This is a genomic window from Paenarthrobacter sp. NPDC089675 (assembly GCF_044749185.1).
In the GTDB taxonomy this organism is placed as follows: domain Bacteria; phylum Actinomycetota; class Actinomycetes; order Actinomycetales; family Micrococcaceae; genus Arthrobacter.
In genome coordinates, this window is record NZ_JBIVHM010000002.1 from 198629 (window position 1) to 215316 (window position 16688).

Annotated in this window: 17 protein-coding genes and 1 pseudogene; 6 read left to right on the forward strand and 12 right to left on the reverse strand. The window is 63.4% G+C overall.

What is annotated here, in order from left to right; all coding sequences use genetic code 11:
- Window positions 1-90: 90 nt before the first annotated feature.
- The 7 genes and pseudogenes from ACIPY2_RS05015 to ACIPY2_RS05045 form a co-directional block, all read right to left on the reverse strand.
- Window positions 91-1803 carry a thiamine pyrophosphate-binding protein gene (locus tag ACIPY2_RS05015; protein ID WP_400265274.1) on the reverse strand — a complete coding sequence of 571 codons (1713 nt, stop codon included), beginning with the start codon at window positions 1801-1803 and terminating at the stop codon, window positions 91-93.
- A gap of 144 nt (window positions 1804-1947) precedes the next feature.
- Window positions 1948-2463, reverse strand: coding sequence for a LysR substrate-binding domain-containing protein (locus ACIPY2_RS05020; protein WP_400265275.1), 516 nt, complete (start codon window positions 2461-2463; stop codon window positions 1948-1950).
- Window positions 2464-2744: 281 nt separating this feature from the next.
- Window positions 2745-2897: pseudogene (locus tag ACIPY2_RS05025) on the reverse strand (LysR family transcriptional regulator); the annotation flags it as partial.
- Between the two features lie 27 nt (window positions 2898-2924).
- Window positions 2925-4520, reverse strand: a complete 1596-nt coding sequence (locus ACIPY2_RS05030) for an ATP-dependent acyl-CoA ligase (RefSeq protein ID WP_400265276.1) — start codon at window positions 4518-4520, stop codon at window positions 2925-2927.
- Window positions 4517-4834 (reverse strand): zinc ribbon domain-containing protein, encoded by a 318-nt coding sequence (locus ACIPY2_RS05035; RefSeq protein ID WP_400265277.1) that lies wholly within the window; start codon window positions 4832-4834, stop codon window positions 4517-4519. The genes ACIPY2_RS05030 and ACIPY2_RS05035 overlap by 4 nt, the downstream gene beginning before the upstream one ends.
- Window positions 4831-5970 carry a thiolase family protein gene (locus ACIPY2_RS05040; RefSeq protein WP_400265278.1) on the reverse strand — a complete coding sequence of 380 codons (1140 nt, stop codon included), beginning with the start codon at window positions 5968-5970 and terminating at the stop codon, window positions 4831-4833. The genes ACIPY2_RS05035 and ACIPY2_RS05040 overlap by 4 nt, the downstream gene beginning before the upstream one ends.
- Window positions 5971-6035: 65 nt before the next feature.
- A complete protein-coding gene (locus ACIPY2_RS05045; protein ID WP_400265279.1) occupies window positions 6036-7370 on the reverse strand; it encodes an MFS transporter in 1335 nt (444 codons plus the stop codon).
- A gap of 303 nt (window positions 7371-7673) precedes the next feature.
- Between ACIPY2_RS05045 and ACIPY2_RS05050 the strand changes: the two genes are divergently transcribed.
- Window positions 7674-8492 (forward strand): cyclase family protein, encoded by an 819-nt coding sequence (locus ACIPY2_RS05050; protein ID WP_400265280.1) that lies wholly within the window; start codon window positions 7674-7676, stop codon window positions 8490-8492.
- Here the strand turns inward: ACIPY2_RS05050 and ACIPY2_RS05055 are convergent.
- The 4 genes from ACIPY2_RS05055 to ACIPY2_RS05070 all read right to left on the reverse strand — a co-directional run bounded on the left by ACIPY2_RS05055 (window position 8486) and on the right by ACIPY2_RS05070 (window position 12380).
- A complete protein-coding gene (locus ACIPY2_RS05055; RefSeq protein WP_400265281.1) occupies window positions 8486-9328 on the reverse strand; it encodes a pyruvate, water dikinase regulatory protein in 843 nt (280 codons plus the stop codon). The two genes, ACIPY2_RS05050 and ACIPY2_RS05055, sit on opposite strands and share 7 nt — an antisense overlap.
- Window positions 9329-11731 carry a phosphoenolpyruvate synthase gene (ppsA, locus tag ACIPY2_RS05060; RefSeq protein WP_400265282.1) on the reverse strand — a complete coding sequence of 801 codons (2403 nt, stop codon included), beginning with the start codon at window positions 11729-11731 and terminating at the stop codon, window positions 9329-9331.
- A gap of 157 nt (window positions 11732-11888) precedes the next feature.
- Window positions 11889-12209 (reverse strand): hypothetical protein, encoded by a 321-nt coding sequence (locus ACIPY2_RS05065; protein WP_400265283.1) that lies wholly within the window; start codon window positions 12207-12209, stop codon window positions 11889-11891.
- Between the two features lie 18 nt (window positions 12210-12227).
- Window positions 12228-12380, reverse strand: coding sequence for a hypothetical protein (locus ACIPY2_RS05070; RefSeq protein WP_400265284.1), 153 nt, complete (start codon window positions 12378-12380; stop codon window positions 12228-12230).
- Window positions 12381-12503: 123 nt separating this feature from the next.
- Between ACIPY2_RS05070 and ACIPY2_RS05075 the strand changes: the two genes are divergently transcribed.
- The 5 genes from ACIPY2_RS05075 (at window position 12504) to ACIPY2_RS05095 (ending at window position 15530) form a co-directional block, all read left to right on the forward strand.
- Window positions 12504-12857: an ArsR/SmtB family transcription factor gene (locus ACIPY2_RS05075; RefSeq protein ID WP_400265285.1), complete on the forward strand. Its 354-nt coding sequence runs from the start codon at window positions 12504-12506 to the stop codon at window positions 12855-12857.
- Window positions 12847-13311, forward strand: coding sequence for an SRPBCC domain-containing protein (locus ACIPY2_RS05080; RefSeq protein ID WP_400265286.1), 465 nt, complete (start codon window positions 12847-12849; stop codon window positions 13309-13311). Before ACIPY2_RS05075 ends, ACIPY2_RS05080 begins: the two co-directional genes overlap by 11 nt.
- A complete protein-coding gene (locus tag ACIPY2_RS05085) occupies window positions 13308-14063 on the forward strand; it encodes an alpha/beta fold hydrolase (protein WP_400265287.1) in 756 nt (251 codons plus the stop codon). Before ACIPY2_RS05080 ends, ACIPY2_RS05085 begins: the two co-directional genes overlap by 4 nt.
- Before the next feature lie 77 nt (window positions 14064-14140).
- Entirely contained in the window at window positions 14141-14890 is a 750-nt protein-coding gene (locus ACIPY2_RS05090) for a dienelactone hydrolase family protein (RefSeq protein WP_400265288.1), read from the forward strand.
- A 7-nt stretch (window positions 14891-14897) separates the two neighbouring features.
- Window positions 14898-15530 (forward strand): nucleoside/nucleotide kinase family protein, encoded by a 633-nt coding sequence (locus ACIPY2_RS05095; protein WP_400265289.1) that lies wholly within the window; start codon window positions 14898-14900, stop codon window positions 15528-15530.
- A 9-nt stretch (window positions 15531-15539) separates the two neighbouring features.
- Here ACIPY2_RS05095 and fliG read toward each other — a convergent pair whose 3' ends face one another.
- Complete coding sequence (fliG, locus tag ACIPY2_RS05100; protein ID WP_400265290.1) at window positions 15540-16574, reverse strand: flagellar motor switch protein FliG; 1035 nt, start codon at window positions 16572-16574, stop codon at window positions 15540-15542.
- Window positions 16575-16688 lie beyond the last annotated feature (114 nt).

The window sequence follows — 16688 nt, forward strand, 5'->3', positions numbered from 1 at the left end:
GGCAGCAGGACGAGCGTTGCGTCCTGCTACCAGCACACCACTAATAAGGCTGCTTAGCAATATTTCACTGATAACAAATCCGCCACTTTGCTAATGCCCCTTGAACGCTTCCGCCAACCACCAGGCGCCACCGTCGGAGGCAATCCGGGCATCGATAATCAACGGTGACTCCTTGGCGCCGTCCAGCCATTCCTGTACGGCCTGCAAATCCGCCACACTACGCACAGTCACTCCGGCGGCCCCATACCCCCGGGCTATCGCAGCTATGTCAACGGACGGAAAGCGAACCACTGCCAGCTCATCCTCCGTTGCCTCGAAATGATGGACTTCAGCGCCGTAACTGGAATCGTTGTAGACAATTGCCACGAGCGGTATGCGTTCGCGGACCAGTGTTTCCAGCTCGGATATTGCCATCAGGAACCCGCCGTCGCCTGCGCCCAGGACAGGCAAGCGGTCCGGTCGGGCTTTGGCGGCCCCAATGGCTGTGTAGAGTCCCAGCCCGATGGACTGGAAGGCTTGGGTAAAACAGAATCCGAATTCATCGGGAACAGCGAGATACGCGCTTGGGTAACCCATGAAATTCCCGGAATCAACGGACACAATCCGCTCCCGGGGAAGCATTCGGTCAAGCTCGCGGCTCAACACCCTGGGGTCGATGCTTTCGGCAGTAGAGAGATCCTCTGTCTCTTCGGTGTTCCAGCGGGAGTGCAGGGCAATATTTTCGGCAATCTCTACGGTGCGGAGACCCGTGGCGTTGTGACCCCATCCTTCCAGGGCAGCAAGGACGGACCTGGCTGTTTCTCCGCTGTCGCCGAGGATCCCCAAGTCGACAGGACGGTTGGCGCCGAGCGCCGCGTCTTCAACGTCCACCTGCGCCACCTTGGCCCCTGCACCGATCAGGGAGCCATGGCGCATGGTCCACATGTTGAGGGCGCAGCCCCAACCCACGATCAGATCGGCTTGGGATATGGCCTGCGCAGTGAAGGGCGACGAGAATCCGCCCGAAATGCCCAGGTTGTACGGGTCGCCCTCGAAGAGGCCATGCGCGACGGCGGAAGTCGCCAGCAAGGCGCCCGCCGCTTGGGCCAGCGCGGCAATCTCCGGCCCTGCTCCCCGTGCGCCACGGCCGGCGACAAAGACGGGCCGCTCAGCACTGCGGATGAGCTCCGCCAGCTGCGCGACGCCGGCAGCTGCCGGCGCAAACTGCTGGGGTGGCAGAAGGGGTAATTCGGGCGTGCTGTTCCCCGCTACGGGAGCTGCCTGGATATCGGTAGGCAGCGACAGGACTACGGTCCGACGCTCATTGACCGCCTTGCGGTAGGCCCGCACAGTATCGGCGACCGCGCTTTCCGCAGAGTGGATGCGCTCAGCAACTGCGCCCACGCTGCGGGCAAGTCCGTCCTGGTCAATCTTGAAATTTGACCCGACGGCCGACGCCGCCGTGTCCGCCGTGACGACAATCATGGGGGTTCGGCTCTTGGCCGCCTCTCCAATGCCGGTAACGGCGTTGGTCAGCCCGCATCCCTGGTGCGTGGACACCACGCCAACCTTTCCGGACATCCGACCATACGCGTCTGCCATGGTGGCAGCACCGCCCTCATGCCGCGCCGCAGTGTATGCAACGCCCGCCTTGCGAAGTGCATTGGTCACGGCAAAATTGCCGCTGCCGACCACGCCAAAAACGTGCCCGACGCCCAGTCGCGCGAGGGTGAAACCTACGAGTTCACTGACATTCCGAGCCTCGAGCGTCACCGAATCGGTCTGCCCACCGGAGGCCTCAAGCCTGTTTGCTGTCACGGTCATTGTCTTCTCCTTTGAACAGGCTTGGGTAGCGAACGCTTGGATGCTCAGCCCATATGCCGCTTCATTCAATAGTATTGATCAGATTTTACGATCGTCAATAGAGCGAAATATAAGTTCGTGGGGCAGGCTTCCGGTCCTTCGCTTTCAAGGTTGAGCGGGATCCTGAAGTTCCTGCTTGATCTCGGCGCCGACCTCCTGCAATTTCCGTGCCAGTAGCTCAGCACTCAATGCAATGGGACGGTCTGCATGGAACATCAGGCCCACCTGTTGGGCCAGGCCGGCGAGCCGGAGCTCCAGCATTTGCAGCCCCTCCTCCGCGGCGGCCATGGATTCCGGCATGAGGGCCAGGAACCCTGCCTCAGCCACAAGGGTCCGTAAGGTAGCCGGCGTCGAAGATTCCACCCGCTGCCCGGGAGGGGCCAGCCCGGCCAACCGGAAATTCTCTTCCAACTCGTCCCGCAAAGGTGTATTGGCCAGCGGAACCACCCACGGATAACCCACCAGATCCCCCAACGCGACGTTGGGTACCTGGTGGGCGGGATGCGAAGGTGCTGCGACAATCCGGAAGTCTTCCCGGTAGAGCGGGATGAGGCGAAGCCGCGAGGTGCTGGGATGGTCCGTGACGCGACCCACAAGCAGGTCCAGGTCCCCGTTCCCCAACTCCTGAATGAGCGTTTCAGGGGGCGCCTCCCGGAGTGGACCTCCACCCGCGGCCTCTCCGCAGTGAATCGGGCAATGGCTCGTGGAATCAGCAGGTTTGCACCGGTCACGTGCGCACCCAGGCGGACCAGGCCAACTTTGGGATCGGTGAGTTCATCCACCCTCCGGCGCAACGTGCCCAAATGGCCGATGACTGCCGTGGCGTGCTCCAAATAAGCCAGGCCTGCCGGAGTGGGCACCATCCTGCGCCCGGTCCTTTCGAACAAGGAAGCCCCCACGGCGCGCTCAGCTTCACCCAGCGCGCGGCTCAACGCAGGCTGGGTCAGGTACAGATCTTCGGCGGCACGGACCAAGCTGCCGTGTTCGGCGATGGCAACCACTATGACCAAGTGGCGCAGCTTCACATGCGTGGTCAGCAGCCCCCGGAGGTCCATCACCTCATCCTACTTGCGGCATCGGAATCAGCGTGCGCCAGCCTCTGACGCGCGGCGCGGAAACACGGCCTCACGGTCCCAGTCGGCAGCCTCGCGGCCGGCCGCTTTCAAAAGATGCTTGCGGACCTTGCCATTCTCAGTCTGGGGAAGCTCCTCCATCACGCGGAAAAACCGCGGAATCGCAAAGGACGCAAGGCGTGGACGGCAAAACTCGGTCAGTTCCGCAAAATCCACTGGCCCACGAAGGATGAGTGCACCCATGACCTCGTCCTCGCCCAGCTCCGAATCGACGGCGTAGACGGCAACTTCCTGGACTCCGGGGTGTTGGCGCAGGACGTGTTCCACTTCCATCGAGGAAATGTTTTCGCCCCTTCGCCGAATGACGTCCTTGATGCGGTCCACGAAGCGCACCCAGCCCCCGTCTTCCACTACCACCCTGTCTCCGCTGTGGAACCACAAGTCCTGCCAAGCGTTTGCCGTTGCCTCCGGCATGGCGTGATAGCCCGTTGCAACAGCGTACGGTTGGTCGCTGCGGATCAGGAGCTCACCGGCCACGCCGTCCGGAACCGGCACGCCGTCGGCGTCCACCACCCGGACGGTAAAGCCGGGGCGGACCTTGCCCATATAGCCCGCGCGCCATTCCTGGTTGGTTGATCCGATCACCGAGTTGGTTTCGGTGGACCCGTATCCGTCCAACAGCTGCACTCCGAACCTGTCGCGGAACGGTTCGACCAAGCGGGCAGGAGTGGCCGGCGAAAGCGCCACCCGGATGCGGTGGGCACGCTCGGCAGGCGACGGATCCTTTCCCATCAGAATGCCCACCATGGCCCCGAGCAGGTAGGTCACAGTCGCTCCCGCGGAAGCTGCATCCGCCCAGAAACGGGAGGCAGAGAACCGGGGTCCAAGCACGTATTCCCCGCCGCACTCAATGGCCTGCATGAATGCGTTGAGGGCATTCGTGTGGAAGAGGGGCAAGCACGTGTACAGCACATCTTCGGCCCTGAGGCCCAGTTGCTCCGTCATGTTCACGGCCCACCAGTAGAACTGGCCTTGGGGACACAGCACGCCTTTGGAAACCCCTGTGGTTCCCGAGGTGTACAGGATGGCGGCTGTGGCCGAGGGGGCGGAATCCACAGGATCCACCCGCGGCCCCGCCGACGGAAGGGGCAGGATATCGAAGGGCGCCACAGCCCCGCCGCCCTGCCTGCCGATAATCCACGCTGCCTTAAGCGTTCCCGGAGCGACCGCCGCCAGATGAGGCAAGAACTCCTCCTCGGTGACGACCAAGCCTGCTTGCGAGTTCTCCAGAACATGGCGCAATTGCTCACCCCGGCTCGCTGTATTAATGGGAACAGCGACGGCACCGATCCAGGCGCAGCCAAGAATAAGGTCCATCAGTTCCGGCCTGTTCGAGGACATCAAAGCCACAGTCTGGCCGCGCTCTATGCCTGCATCGCGCAATTTGCCGCCAGCCTCAGCCACGGCCCGCACCATCGCCCTGCTGTCGCGGCGGACGTCTCCGCACCGGAACAAGGGGGCATCCGGTGCTTTCCTGGCCCGTTCCAGGAGCATCTCAGGAATGGTCAAGGGGCGCTGCCCGGGCTGGGCAAGGGAAAAGTTCATCGGGGGTCCTCACTGAGGTCGGGGTTGCTTGGGATGTATGCGTGGACGCCGGGGCCGGCGTTCCTGGAATGGGTGAGCGGCACCGAAAGACCCGGCTCCCCTGCGGTACCTGAGAGTCGCGCAATGACCCGGGGTCCGCCGTCGAGCGTCAACGTGGCCAGGACTGTCCCGTCCGCCAGCGTGGAACTCGCCTCCACCGTTCCGCGGTCAACCTCGATCCCGCGGAAGCTGTCCCCGCCACAGACGGTACAAAACAGGCGTGCCGGAAAGAGCCGTGCCTGGCATGCTGCGCATTCCTGGACCGAGAGGCTCATGCTCCACGCTCCAGCACGGTCATGGTGGCGCAGGCGCCGTAGCGGTACAGCACCATGCCATAGCCGCTGACCACCGCATGGCGGGCACGGACTTGCCTCTGGCCTGCGGTGCCGCGCAGTTGCCTGGTTGCTTCCACGAGCCCGTGCATGCCGCCGGCCGCACCTGCCTGCCCTGCGGAGAGTTGGCCTCCCGAAGTATTGACCGGCAGCTCACGCGAGGCGATGCGACGCTTGATGAAGGTCGACGGGTCCTCCCCTGGCGGCAGGACACCGAGATCGGCGAGCTGGGCAACCACCATGGCCGGGTAGTCGTCGTAAACGCAGGCAACGTCCACGTCCCCGGGTCCAATCCCGGCCTCCGTCCAAGCGGCTTCAGCGATGGAACGTAGTCCAGTGGACAGCCCGTTGCCGTCTTGTTGATCGGAGTTGTAGGAAGCACGTACCGCCAGGACGTTCGCACGGGGCCGGCCGTCGCCCGGTTCGGCGACCAGGACCACGGCATCCGCACCGGTTACCGGCGGCACGCAATCGAACCGGCCCAAAGGCGTGGCAACCACCGGGGCACCGAGGTACTCGTCCATCGTGAGGGCCTTCCGGTAGACGGCCCCGGAATTGAGTCCTGCCCATTCCCGCTGGGCTATGGCAATGTGGCCGTAGTCCTCACGCGTGAGTCCAAGGGCGTCCATCTGCCGCGTGGTGAGCATCGCGAACAAGGCGTTGGGTCCGCTCATGGGCAGAGGTGACAAGTGGTCCCGGGTTGCGCTGTTGTAGTTGGCCACCAGCTTGGCGAAGGCCTGCCCCTCCATGAGGTCGCCGGAGGCCAGGACAATGACCTTGGCGTCTCCGGCCTCGATGGCACGAACCGCGTGCTGCAGCATTCCGCCGGCGCTTGCGCCGCCGTTCGTGTCCTGCATCAGCCACGTCAGGCTGAAGCCCATCCGCCACGCCAGGTCGATGGCATGGTCAGGATCGAGCGTAAAGCTGGAGACCGCGAACCCGTCCACGTCGGCCGGAGTGAGGCCCGCTTCTGTCAGGGCCGCCCTGACTGCGCCCGCAATGACGCCTGAAGTGGTGGTGCCCGGTTGGGGATGGCGGGTGTAGGCAGATTGCCCCGCCCCGATGATTGAGACCGGCATGTCGGTCCTTTCAGTAGGGCCGAACGGCACACCTGTGCCGGGCGGCGCGGAAGGGGAAGTGCACGCTAGGAGACGTGTTCCGGCGTCGTCTTTTCGCTGCGGTGCGTATCACCGCTGGTTTGCTTCTGACCGGCGGCGAGCACGGCTATGAGCGTTATCAGCACCATTCCTATGACGTAGACGGAAACGGGTGCGGAAGAGTTGAAGTTCAGGAGCAGGGCCGTGGCGATCAAGGGAGCAAATCCACCGGCAAAGACCGCAGCCACCTCGTGTGCAATGGCCATGCCCGAATAACGGACTTCTGCGGAGAACAACTCGTGGAAGAATGCCGGTTGCGTGCCGATCATTGCGCCGTGGCAGATGCCGTTGCCGATAAGGAACGCGAGGATCACGATCGCGGGAGTGTTGGCATCGATCATGCTGAAGAAGGGAAATGCCATCAAGCCCATTCCCACTGCGCCCAGGGCATAGACCGGGCGGCGTCCGATGCGGTCCGAAAGGTATCCGAAGAACACGTAGGTTCCGAACGAGACAAGCATGGACACCGCCACCGCCATGAGTAAAAGGCCTTTGTCCACGCCCACATGGACGCCGTAGACGATGGAGAACGAAAGGAAGATGTAGGAGCCGCCGTTTTCTGCCACGCGCAACCCCATGGCAATGAGGATTTCGCGCGGATGCGCCCGCAGTGCCTCAACGGCGGCCAGACGGTGCTGCGGCTTGGTTTCCCGGACTTCGCTGAAGTCTTTCGACTCGGGGAGCCTGAATCGGATGTAGGCGCCAACTCCCAAGAGAAGGATGCTGACCAGGAAAGGCACCCGCCATCCCCAGGCCAGGAACTGCGGCTCGGGGAGCAGCTGCACCAGGAAGAAGGCAAGTGAGGACAGCACGAACCCCAGTGAGATCCCGCCCTGGCTGAACGCGGAGAGCATCCCCCGCCGTGAACTGTTTGAATTCTCGCTGATCAGCAGCACACCGCCGCCCCACTCTCCGCCGGCAGCGATGCCTTGGAGGATCCGGAGAAGGATCAACAGCACCGGGGCCATCAGTCCCACCTGCGCGTATGTTGGCAGCAAGCCCATGAGTGCGGTGCTGATACCCATGATGGCCAACGTCAAAACCAAGGAACGCTTGCGGCCGAGCCGGTCGCCGATGTGACCGAAGATCAGGCCGCCCAGCGGCCGCGCGGCGAATCCGACGGCGAAGCCGGCAAACGCGGCCATCGTGCCCACCAGCGGATCAGTATCGGCGGGGAAGAACAACCGGCCGAACACCACCGCGGATGCTGTTGCGTAAAGGAAGAAGTCGTACCACTCAAGCGCGTTGCCTACCAAGGAGGCGGCGACATAGCGGTGGACCCGTGGGCGCAGTCCCTGGGAAGGGAGTTGATGATCTGACATTGCGGCTCCTTGATGGCTGAAACTGGAGGGGTCCTGTGCAGGCCCTGGCCGTATCCCGGGACTACCGGAACAGCGACGTTGCAATTCGGGCGTCCTTCGTGTGATGCAGGTTACGGCGTCGTGCCTTCAGTCTCCCTCCCCCGTCGAGCGCCGTCGAATGCCGAAGCCGGCAGGGTCTATGCATCTTCCGGTATAACGGCCGTTCAGTGAACGAACACCGTTCCCGGGTGCCGGCTACGGTGCTAACGTCGCAGCCATTGGGCCGGACGAGGGCCGGCCCCCGATGACCAACCAGGAGCTTCCATGGAAACGAGCATTGAGAACGGCACGGCGCAAGGGACAGTTGCCGGCCTGATCGACGGGCTGGCCTCGTCACGGATCACGGTGGTTGATCTCACCACACCGCTTTCAGCTGCCACCCCCACGTTGGAGCTGCCCGAACCGTTTGCAAACCTCATCGATTTCTCGCTCGAGGAAGTCTCGGCCTACAACGAACGCGGCCCCTTCTGGAAGCACCACAACATCCACACCGGTGAGCACATCGGGACCCATCTGGACGCGCCCGTCCACTGGGCAACCGGCCGCGGGGGCAAGGACGTATCGCGGATAGAACCGGGCCGCCTGGTGGGGCCGGCCCTTGTGTTGGACGTTACCGACGAGGTTGCCGCTGATCCCGATTTCCTCCTGGATGTGGGCCACATCCGCGCCTGGGAGTCGGAGCACGGACCCCTGCACGACGGCGGCTGGCTCCTCATCCGCACAGGATGGGAGAGCCGCGCCGGCAGCCGGCAGGAGTTCCTCAACAACGACGGGCACGGACGCCCCCACTCCCCGGGTCTAACGGTCGAATGCGCCCAATGGATCGCCCGGGAATCCGGCCTGTCAGGAATCGGTGTGGAGACAGTGGGCATCGATGCCGGTGGAGCCGGAGGGCAAGAGCCGCCCTTCCCTGCCCATCACTTCCTGCTGGGAAATGACAAATACGGCATAACGTCGCTGCGCAACCTGGGAGAACTTCCGCCCGTGGGTGCCGCCATTGTTGTTGCGCCGCTGCCCATTGTGGACGGTACCGGCAGTCCTGCCCGGGTATTCGCGCTACGTGACCAATCCCAGGCTCAGTGATGCAGCTGCATCCTTTGGAGCACCGTAGCTGAAATTTCCTCAACCGACATGGACGCCGAGTTGACGTACGGAATGTTGTTGGCCCGGTACATGTCCTCGGCATTGCGCAGCTCGAAAGTGCACTGTGCCATGGAGGCGTAGGTGCTTCCCGGGCGACGTTCCTGGCGGATCTGGCTCAGCCGCACCGGCTGCGAGGTCAGCCCGAAGCACTTGTTCGCGAACGGCAGCAGGGGCTTTGGCAGGGTCATGCTGTCGAAGTCCTCCTCCACCAAGGGGAAGTTCGCTGCGAGGATGCCGTGCTGAAGCGCCAGGTACATGGTGGTAGGGGTCTTGCCGCATCGTGACGGCGCTATGAGGATCAGTTCGGCCCGTTCCAATGCCCGCAGCGACTGGCCGTCGTCGTGTTCGATCGCGTATTCAACGGCTGCCATCCGCGACTGGTACCGCACGGCGTCACCCACACCATGTGCCTGCCCGGGAAGGCCGTTCGCGGAGGAACCCAGCGCCTGCTCCAACTGCCCGATATGGGCGCCGAACAGATCGAAGAAATGCCCCGCACTTTCGGCCAGCACGGCGCGCACGTCGGGACTGACCGTCGTCGAAAAGACCAGCGGACGGGGACCGGCGGCAGCCACCCTGTCAACGGTGGCTACCACTTCCCGGGCTTGCTCCACAGTGGTGATGAACGGGATGGTGCGGCGTTCGAGCCGGTGCGCGGGAAACTGGGTCAGCAAGGTGTTGCCAAGGGTTTCGGCAGTGATGCCCGTGCTGTCGGAAAGAAAGAACACCGTGGGGGCAGGCTGGGCGCCCGCCCCCACGGCATGCAGCTCGGCCATTTAGACGGCGGTCTGGCTGCCGGAGCGGGCAAGCCGCAGCCAGGTTTCGGTGACGGCATCGGGGTTCAGCGAAATGGAGCTGATGCCCTGCGCGAGGAGCCATTCGGCAAAGTCCGGGTGGTCACTCGGGCCCTGACCGCAGATTCCCACGTACCGGCCCTTGGCGCGGCAGGCACTGATGGCCATCTCAAGCAACTTGGTGACCGCCGGGTTCCGCTCGTCGAATCCTTCGGCCACGAGGGCGGAGTCACGGTCCAGTCCCAAGGTGAGCTGGGTGAGGTCGTTGGATCCGATGGAGAAGCCGTCGAAGTACTCCAGGAACTCGTCGGCGAGCAGGGCATTGGCGGGCAGCTCGCACATCATCACGATCTCCAGGCCGTCCTCGCCGCGGCGCAGGCCGTTCTCGGCGAGCAGGTCGATGACACCGCTTGCTTCATCCAGCGTGCGCACGAACGGAACCATGAGTTTGATGTTGGTCAGGCCCATCTCGTTGCGGACGTACTTCAAGGCCTCGCATTCGAGCTCGAACGCCTGGCGGAAGGCCGCGGACAGGTACCGGGAGGCCCCCCGGTACCCGATCATCGGGTTCTCTTCCTCGGGCTCGAATGCCGGGCCGCCGATGAGGTTGGCGTACTCGTTGGACTTGAAGTCCGAGAGGCGGATGATCACCGGCTCCGGCGCGAAGGCAGCCGCGATTGTAGAGATGCCTTCGGCCAGGCGGCGGACGTAGTAGTCGCGCGGGCCGTCGTAGGCCGCAATCTTCTCGCGGATCTGACGCACCGTGAAATCGTCCAGCGTGGCCGGGCGTTCAACCTCGCCGGCTACGGCCAGCAGGGCGTTGGGGTGGATGCCGATCTGGCGGTTGATGATGAACTCAAGCCGGGCCAGCCCGACGCCGTGGTGCGGCAACCGGGCGAAGCTGAACGCCTGCTCCGGAGTGCCGACGTTCATCATGATCTTCACCGGCGCCTCGGGCATGGTCTCAAGGCTGGTCTCCTGCAGCGTGTATTCAAGCAGCCCCTCGTACACCAGGCCGGCCTCGCCTTCGGCGCAGGACACCGTCACCGGTGTGCCGTCCTTGAGGATCTGTGAGGCGTACCCGGTCCCGACGACGGCGGGAATTCCCAGTTCGCGGGCGATGATCGCGGCGTGGCAGGTCCGGCCACCGCGATCGGTGACAATCGCCGCGGCTTTCTTCATGATCGGTTCCCAGTCAGGGTCGGTCATGTTCGCCACCAGGACGTCGCCCTCCTGGAAGGATGCCATCTGGTCGATTGAGGACAGCACCCGCACCTGGCCTGCACCGATCCGCTGGCCGATGGCGCGGCCCTCCACCAAGACAGTGGAGCGTTCGGCAAGGGTGTAACGCGAAACGGAGCCCCCGGCCTTACGGGATTCCACGGTTTCGGGGCGGGCTTGGAGGATATAGATCTCCCCGTCCACGCCGTCCTTGCCCCACTCGATGTCCATGGGACGGCCGTAGTGGGCCTCAATGGCCAGGGCATGCCGTGCGAGTTGTTCAACCTCGGCATCACTAAGGCTGAAACGCTGACGCAAATCCGCGGGAACCGGCACGAAGTCGACAGTCCGGCCCACTTCCCTGGAGTCGGTGTAGACCATCTGGATGGCCTTCTCCCCCAGGCCCCTCTTGAGGACGGCCGGGCGGCCTGCGGCAAGCGCGGGCTTGTGGACGTAGAACTCATCCGGGTTCACCGCACCCTGGACCACGGCCTCACCCAGACCGTAGGAAGAGGTGATGAACACGGCGTCCTGGAAACCGGTCTCAGTGTCCATGGTGAACATCACCCCGGAGGCGCCGACGTCGGAACGCACCATCCGCTGCACACCAGCAGAAAGGGCGACTTCCGAGTGCGTGAAACCGTGGTGCACCCGGTACGCGATGGCCCGGTCGTTGTACAGCGAAGCGAAGACATCCTTGATTGCCACCAGAATGTTCTCAATGCCGCGGATGTTCAGGAACGTCTCCTGCTGGCCCGCAAAGGACGCGTCCGGCAAGTCCTCTGCCGTGGCGCTGGACCGCACGGCCCACGACACCTCTCCGCCATGCTCATCAGTCAATCGGGCGTAAGCGGCACGGATTTCCTCTTCGAAACCGGCCGGGAACGGAGTCTCCCGAATCAATCCGCGGATCTGCTGGCCGACTTTGGACAAAGCGGCCACGTCGCCGCTGTCCAGGCCTTCCAGAATTTTCTCGATGCGGGCATCCAGGCCCGAACTGCTCAAAAACCGCCGATATGCATCGGCCGTTGTGGCAAATCCGTCCGGCACCTTCACCCCGGCAGAGGCGAGGCTTCCAACCATTTCGCCGAGGGAAGCATTCTTGCCGCCAACCTGGTCAAGGTCGGACAGGCCAAGATCAGAAAACCAGAGAACGTCAGTCATGAGTTGTGTCCTTCGTTGGGCACGCGCTGACAAGCGCTGAAAAATAGGGTGATGCAAGACTGGTCGCATAAGTCGTGCGGAAGCAAACGGATGTGACCAGCACAACTTAACGCAGGCGTCATGAAGCGCCATGACTTGTACAAATGGCCTCGGCCCTCTAAAAGGAGACGTTTCCGGTGATTTGGGCTCGCCCTGCAGGCGGGCATGCCTCGGATTTACCAGGCTTGCCCGGATTCGTATGAGCCGGGACTCCATTCCCGCCCCTGCGGATCGAGCGCCCCACCAGCGGCGGACGCGTGTACTCGACGTCGTCGCTGGCCAGCATGATGACCGCGTCACCAAAGTACACTTCCGCGTGCACCACGTCGCCGTCGGTACCGTCATGCCGCCGAACGGTGGTGAACTCCACTTGTTCCAGCCATCGCAAGGCGGCGCACGCGTCCGGGTAGCTCAAGTAGGCGAACACCCGCGCGTTCATCGCCCGCTCTCCGGCACGCTAGGAACGAGCCCTGCGTTTCACCCAACCCCAGACGCCTGTGGCCACGAACAGGATGAGGCCGATGATGGCGAGCCAGACCAAGCCCTTGACCACGAAACCGACGATCGACAAGACAAGCCAGATGACCAACAGAGCGATGATGAGTCCCATACGGAGATGGTACGCGCCTGAGCAAGCGCCGTCTTTCGACTTTGCGAGCGTTTTGGCCGATTCACGTAATTAACTTGAAAGTTAATTAACTGGTTGGTAAAGTAGCGCTGTGGAGTCTTTCGAATGAACCCTGCACCCACCCGCCTCGACACGGCTTTCGCGGCACTGGCAGATCCGACCCGACGGGCGATCCTTTCGATCCTTTCGAAAGGAGACGCCACTGTCACCGAACTCGCAGCACCTTTTGCCATGTCCTTGCCTGCTGTTTCCAAGCACCTGAAGGTCCTCGAGGCAAGTGGGCTCATCTCCCGCACCCGCAATGCCCAGTTCCGGCCATGCCATCTGGAAAGAGCGGCTTTGGACGGCGTCGGCGACTGGATCGAGGAACACCGCAAGGTGTGGGACGAACGCCTCGACAAGCTTGATCAGCACCTCAGGGGACTTCAAAGCGGCAGGGAGAACAAGGATGGCTCCTAGCGGGATGGAAGCCGACGCGGGTCTGGAATTTTCGCGGGTCTTCGATGCGCCACCCGAAGTGGTCTTCGAATGCATGACCCAGCCCGGACACCTGACCCATTTCTGGGCCCCGGCAGGAGCCAGCGCCCCTGTCGAGGAGATCAGGGTGGATCTGCGGCCCGGTGGGCGGTTCGAGACGCTGATCGTCAACGATGTAACCGGCGCCACCTATGCAACGCGGTCCGTATTTACGGAAGTCCACGCGCCGTCCAGCCTCGTTTGGCACGAGGAACACACCGGCATGACGGTCCGCGTCACGCTCACGGCTTTGCCGGCTGGTAAGACGTTGTTCCACCTGCACCAAACCAACGTGCCCGATATCGTCCGGCTCCCCCGGAACCAAGCAGGTTTCAAGACAACGCTCGACAAATTCGACAACTATCTCAACCAACTGGCAGGCGGAGCGAAGCAATGAAAACAGCCATATCCCATGACGGCACCACATTGGCAGTCGATGTCACCGGCAACGGGCCGGCCCTGGTGGTGGTTGCAGGAGCATTCTGCGACCGGCACTCCAAAAAAGGCCTGAGCGCATTGCTCAACGAGCGGTTCACCGTTCATGAATACGATCGCAGGGGCCGTGGCGCGAGCGGGCCGCTCGGAGAGGCCTCGGTGGAACGGGAAGTGGAGGACCTCGCTGCCGTTGTGGCCGGAACGGGCGAAGTACCGTTCGTCTTCGGCGACTCCTCCGGTGGAGCGCTGGCCCTCGCCGCAGCCGGCTCCGGGGTTGGTTTCCGCAAAATTGCCGTTTACGAACCGCCTTTCACGACCGGTCCCAGCACCGCCCTCGCCGACGAACTGTCCACCCTCGTGGAAGCAGGGGACCGGTCGGGCGCGGTGGAGCGCTTCCTGGAACTCATGGGGACGCCTGCACAGGCCATCCAAGGCATGAAGCAAGGGTCCCATTGGGGCCATCTCGAGGCGCTGGCCCACACGCTGCCCATCGACGTCAGGCTATGCAACGACGGCCGAGTCCCTGAGGAACTCCTGGCGGGGATCCATGCTCCCATCCTGGCCATGGCCGGCAGCAACAGCCCGTGGGCTGTCGGCGTCACCAATTCTGTTGCCGCTGCGGCAGCCAATGCCGAGGCCCTGGCCCTTCCCGGTCACGGCCACGCCGTTCCCGACGACGTGTTGAGCGAAGCACTCATCAACTATTTCCAATAACGACGGCGGCGCCCGCCACGGCTTCGGCAGGACACCGCGCAATCAGGCATGGCAAGAGCCCGCGATAGTCTGGGCCCATGCTCATTGACGTACCTGCCGCCAACGGCACCGCAGAGGCCTTGATTACCCGCCCCACGGACGGAACAGGCGACTATCCCGGCGTAGTTTTCTACATGGACGCCTTCGGGATACGCCCCAGGATCCAGGAGATGGCCCAACGCATCGCCGACTGGGGCTACGTTGTGTTGGTACCCAACGTCTTCTACCGTGAGGGAACCATAGCCGACCTCGCTCCCACCGCGGACATGTCCACCCAAGAGGGCAGAGAAGCCGCCGGCAAAGCAGCGTTTCCCCGTGTGGGCCGCCTTACTTCGGAAAAGGCGCTGCCTGACATCCGGTCATGGGTTGCGGCACTTACTGGACTGGACGGGGTGGCGCCAGGGCCGATCGGGACCACTGGCTACTGCATGGGCGCCCGGCTGGCCGTACGGACTGCCAACTCACACCCGGAACTGGTGGCCGCATGCGGAGGTTTCCACGGTGGGGGCCTCGCCACGGACGCACCGGACAGTCCGCACCTGGGCCTCAACAGCGCCCGCGCCCGCTTCGTGTTTGGGCACGCGGATCACGATCCGAGCATGGGACCCGACGCCGTTGCCCGCCTGGGCGCGGCCCTGGACGAGGCAGGCCTTGAGGCCTCCAATGTGGTCTACGCGGGGGCGCCGCACGGCTACACCATGGCTGACACGTCCGCGTATCATCACGAAGCTACGGAGCGACATTTTGCCGAACTCCGGGCTCTGCTGGACAGCACGCTCAAGGGATAAGTAAACAGTGCCACCGCTTCTCTATGCCGATCTCGACGAGGCCGCAGCACGCCTGCGCCGCAAGGGCGAGGAAGGAACCCGGCAAATCGTCGGGTTGGTGGGTCCCCCGGGTGCAGGCAAGACCACTGCCGCCGGGCTACTCAGCAATCTCTTCGGTTCCGAGAGCGCTGTTGTACCCATGGACGGTTTCCATCTTGCGAACACCATCATCGATGGCACGCCCCTCAAGGAGAGGAAGGGGGCCATCGACACATTCGACGTGGGCGGCTACCTTTCATTGCTGGAACGGCTACGGCACAACCACGAAGACGTCATCTACGCGCCCTCTTACAGGCGAGGCTTGGAGGAGCCGATAGCGGCGTCCATAGCGGTGCCAAGGGAAGTGAAATTTGTGTTCACCGAAGGAAACTACCTCCTTGCCCGACGAGGTCGCTGGGGCGAGGTGCGGAACTACCTGGACGAAGCCTGGTTCGTGGAGACGCCGTCGGAGACCCGTATCGCCCGGCTGATCGAGCGGCACGTGGCTTACGGCATGGAACCGGCCGCCGCCGAGGTCTGGGCAAACGGATCCGATGAAACCAACGCCAGGTACATCGAAACCACCAAGGCTTTCGCTGACCTGATTGTCCGGTGGGGCTAGCCGCCGACCTCAGTCGATGTAATCCTCATCATCCGCGCGACGGATGACCAGGGTCCCCGCCGCGGTCTTCTCGCGTACGGCGCGGACGATTTGCGCCCGCGCCTCTTCCACTTGGGAAGCCCTCACCGGTCCGGAGGTGGCCATTTCAGAGAGCAGGATTTCCCTGTTTCGTTCAGAAATGTTGCCCTTTACCGCTTCCAGCACGACGGCGGGCGCGCCCTTCAGCGCTGTGGCCAGCACCCCTGTACTTACTTCCCGCAGAATGCGCTGCAGATCCCGCGGGTCAAGCCTGACAAGGTCCTTGAAGGTCACCATCTGGGCGCGCACCTCTCCTGCGAGGTCGGCGTCCACCAGGTCAAGTCCACCAAGGATGGCCCGCTCTGTACCGGAGTCCGTGCGGTTGATGATGTTCACCAACGGCTGGACGCCGCCCACTTTTTCGCCGGTGCGCCCGTGGGTGGCCGCGGAACCGGCCCGCAGTTTCAGATTGTCGGCCACAATCTCGATGACTTCCGGTGCAACGGGGCCCATGGTGGCGATGCACCGCGCAACCTCTACTGCCACACCGTCGTCGAACCCTGCCAGGACCGCCGAGGCCTTTCCGGGACGGACGTGCGCGAGGACCAATGCGGTTGTTTGCGCCAGCTCACCGTCCAGCAGTGCAACTATTTGTTCGGCCGCCATTGATTCGAGGAAATCAAACGACTTCCCCACCAGCGCGCCCGTGAGCCGGTCCATGAGCCCCGCCGCTTTATCGGCCCCGAAAGATGCCTCCAACAACCCTGCCGCGAAGTCACGACCGCCGCGGGCGGAGCGGCGTCCCATCCTGACGTATTCGTGGAACTCGCTAAGGACGGCGGAGGCCACTGAGGAGGAAACATTGCGAAGGCGCACAAGCTCACCGGCAATTTCCTCCGCCTCCGGTTCGGAGAACCGGGCAAACACGGACGCTGCACTGGCTGGACTCATTTGCATCAGAACCACGGCGACCTTTTGGGCTCCCGTCAATGATGCGCCAGGGGCAACGACTTCCTGGGAGCTCACCCAAGCGACCATTCCGCGGAGGTGGGCGGGGCTTCATCCAGCGCCCGTTCGAACCGGCAGATCACATCCATCAAACTTCCCATCCCGGCTATGTCCACCACGTACAGCGTGTGC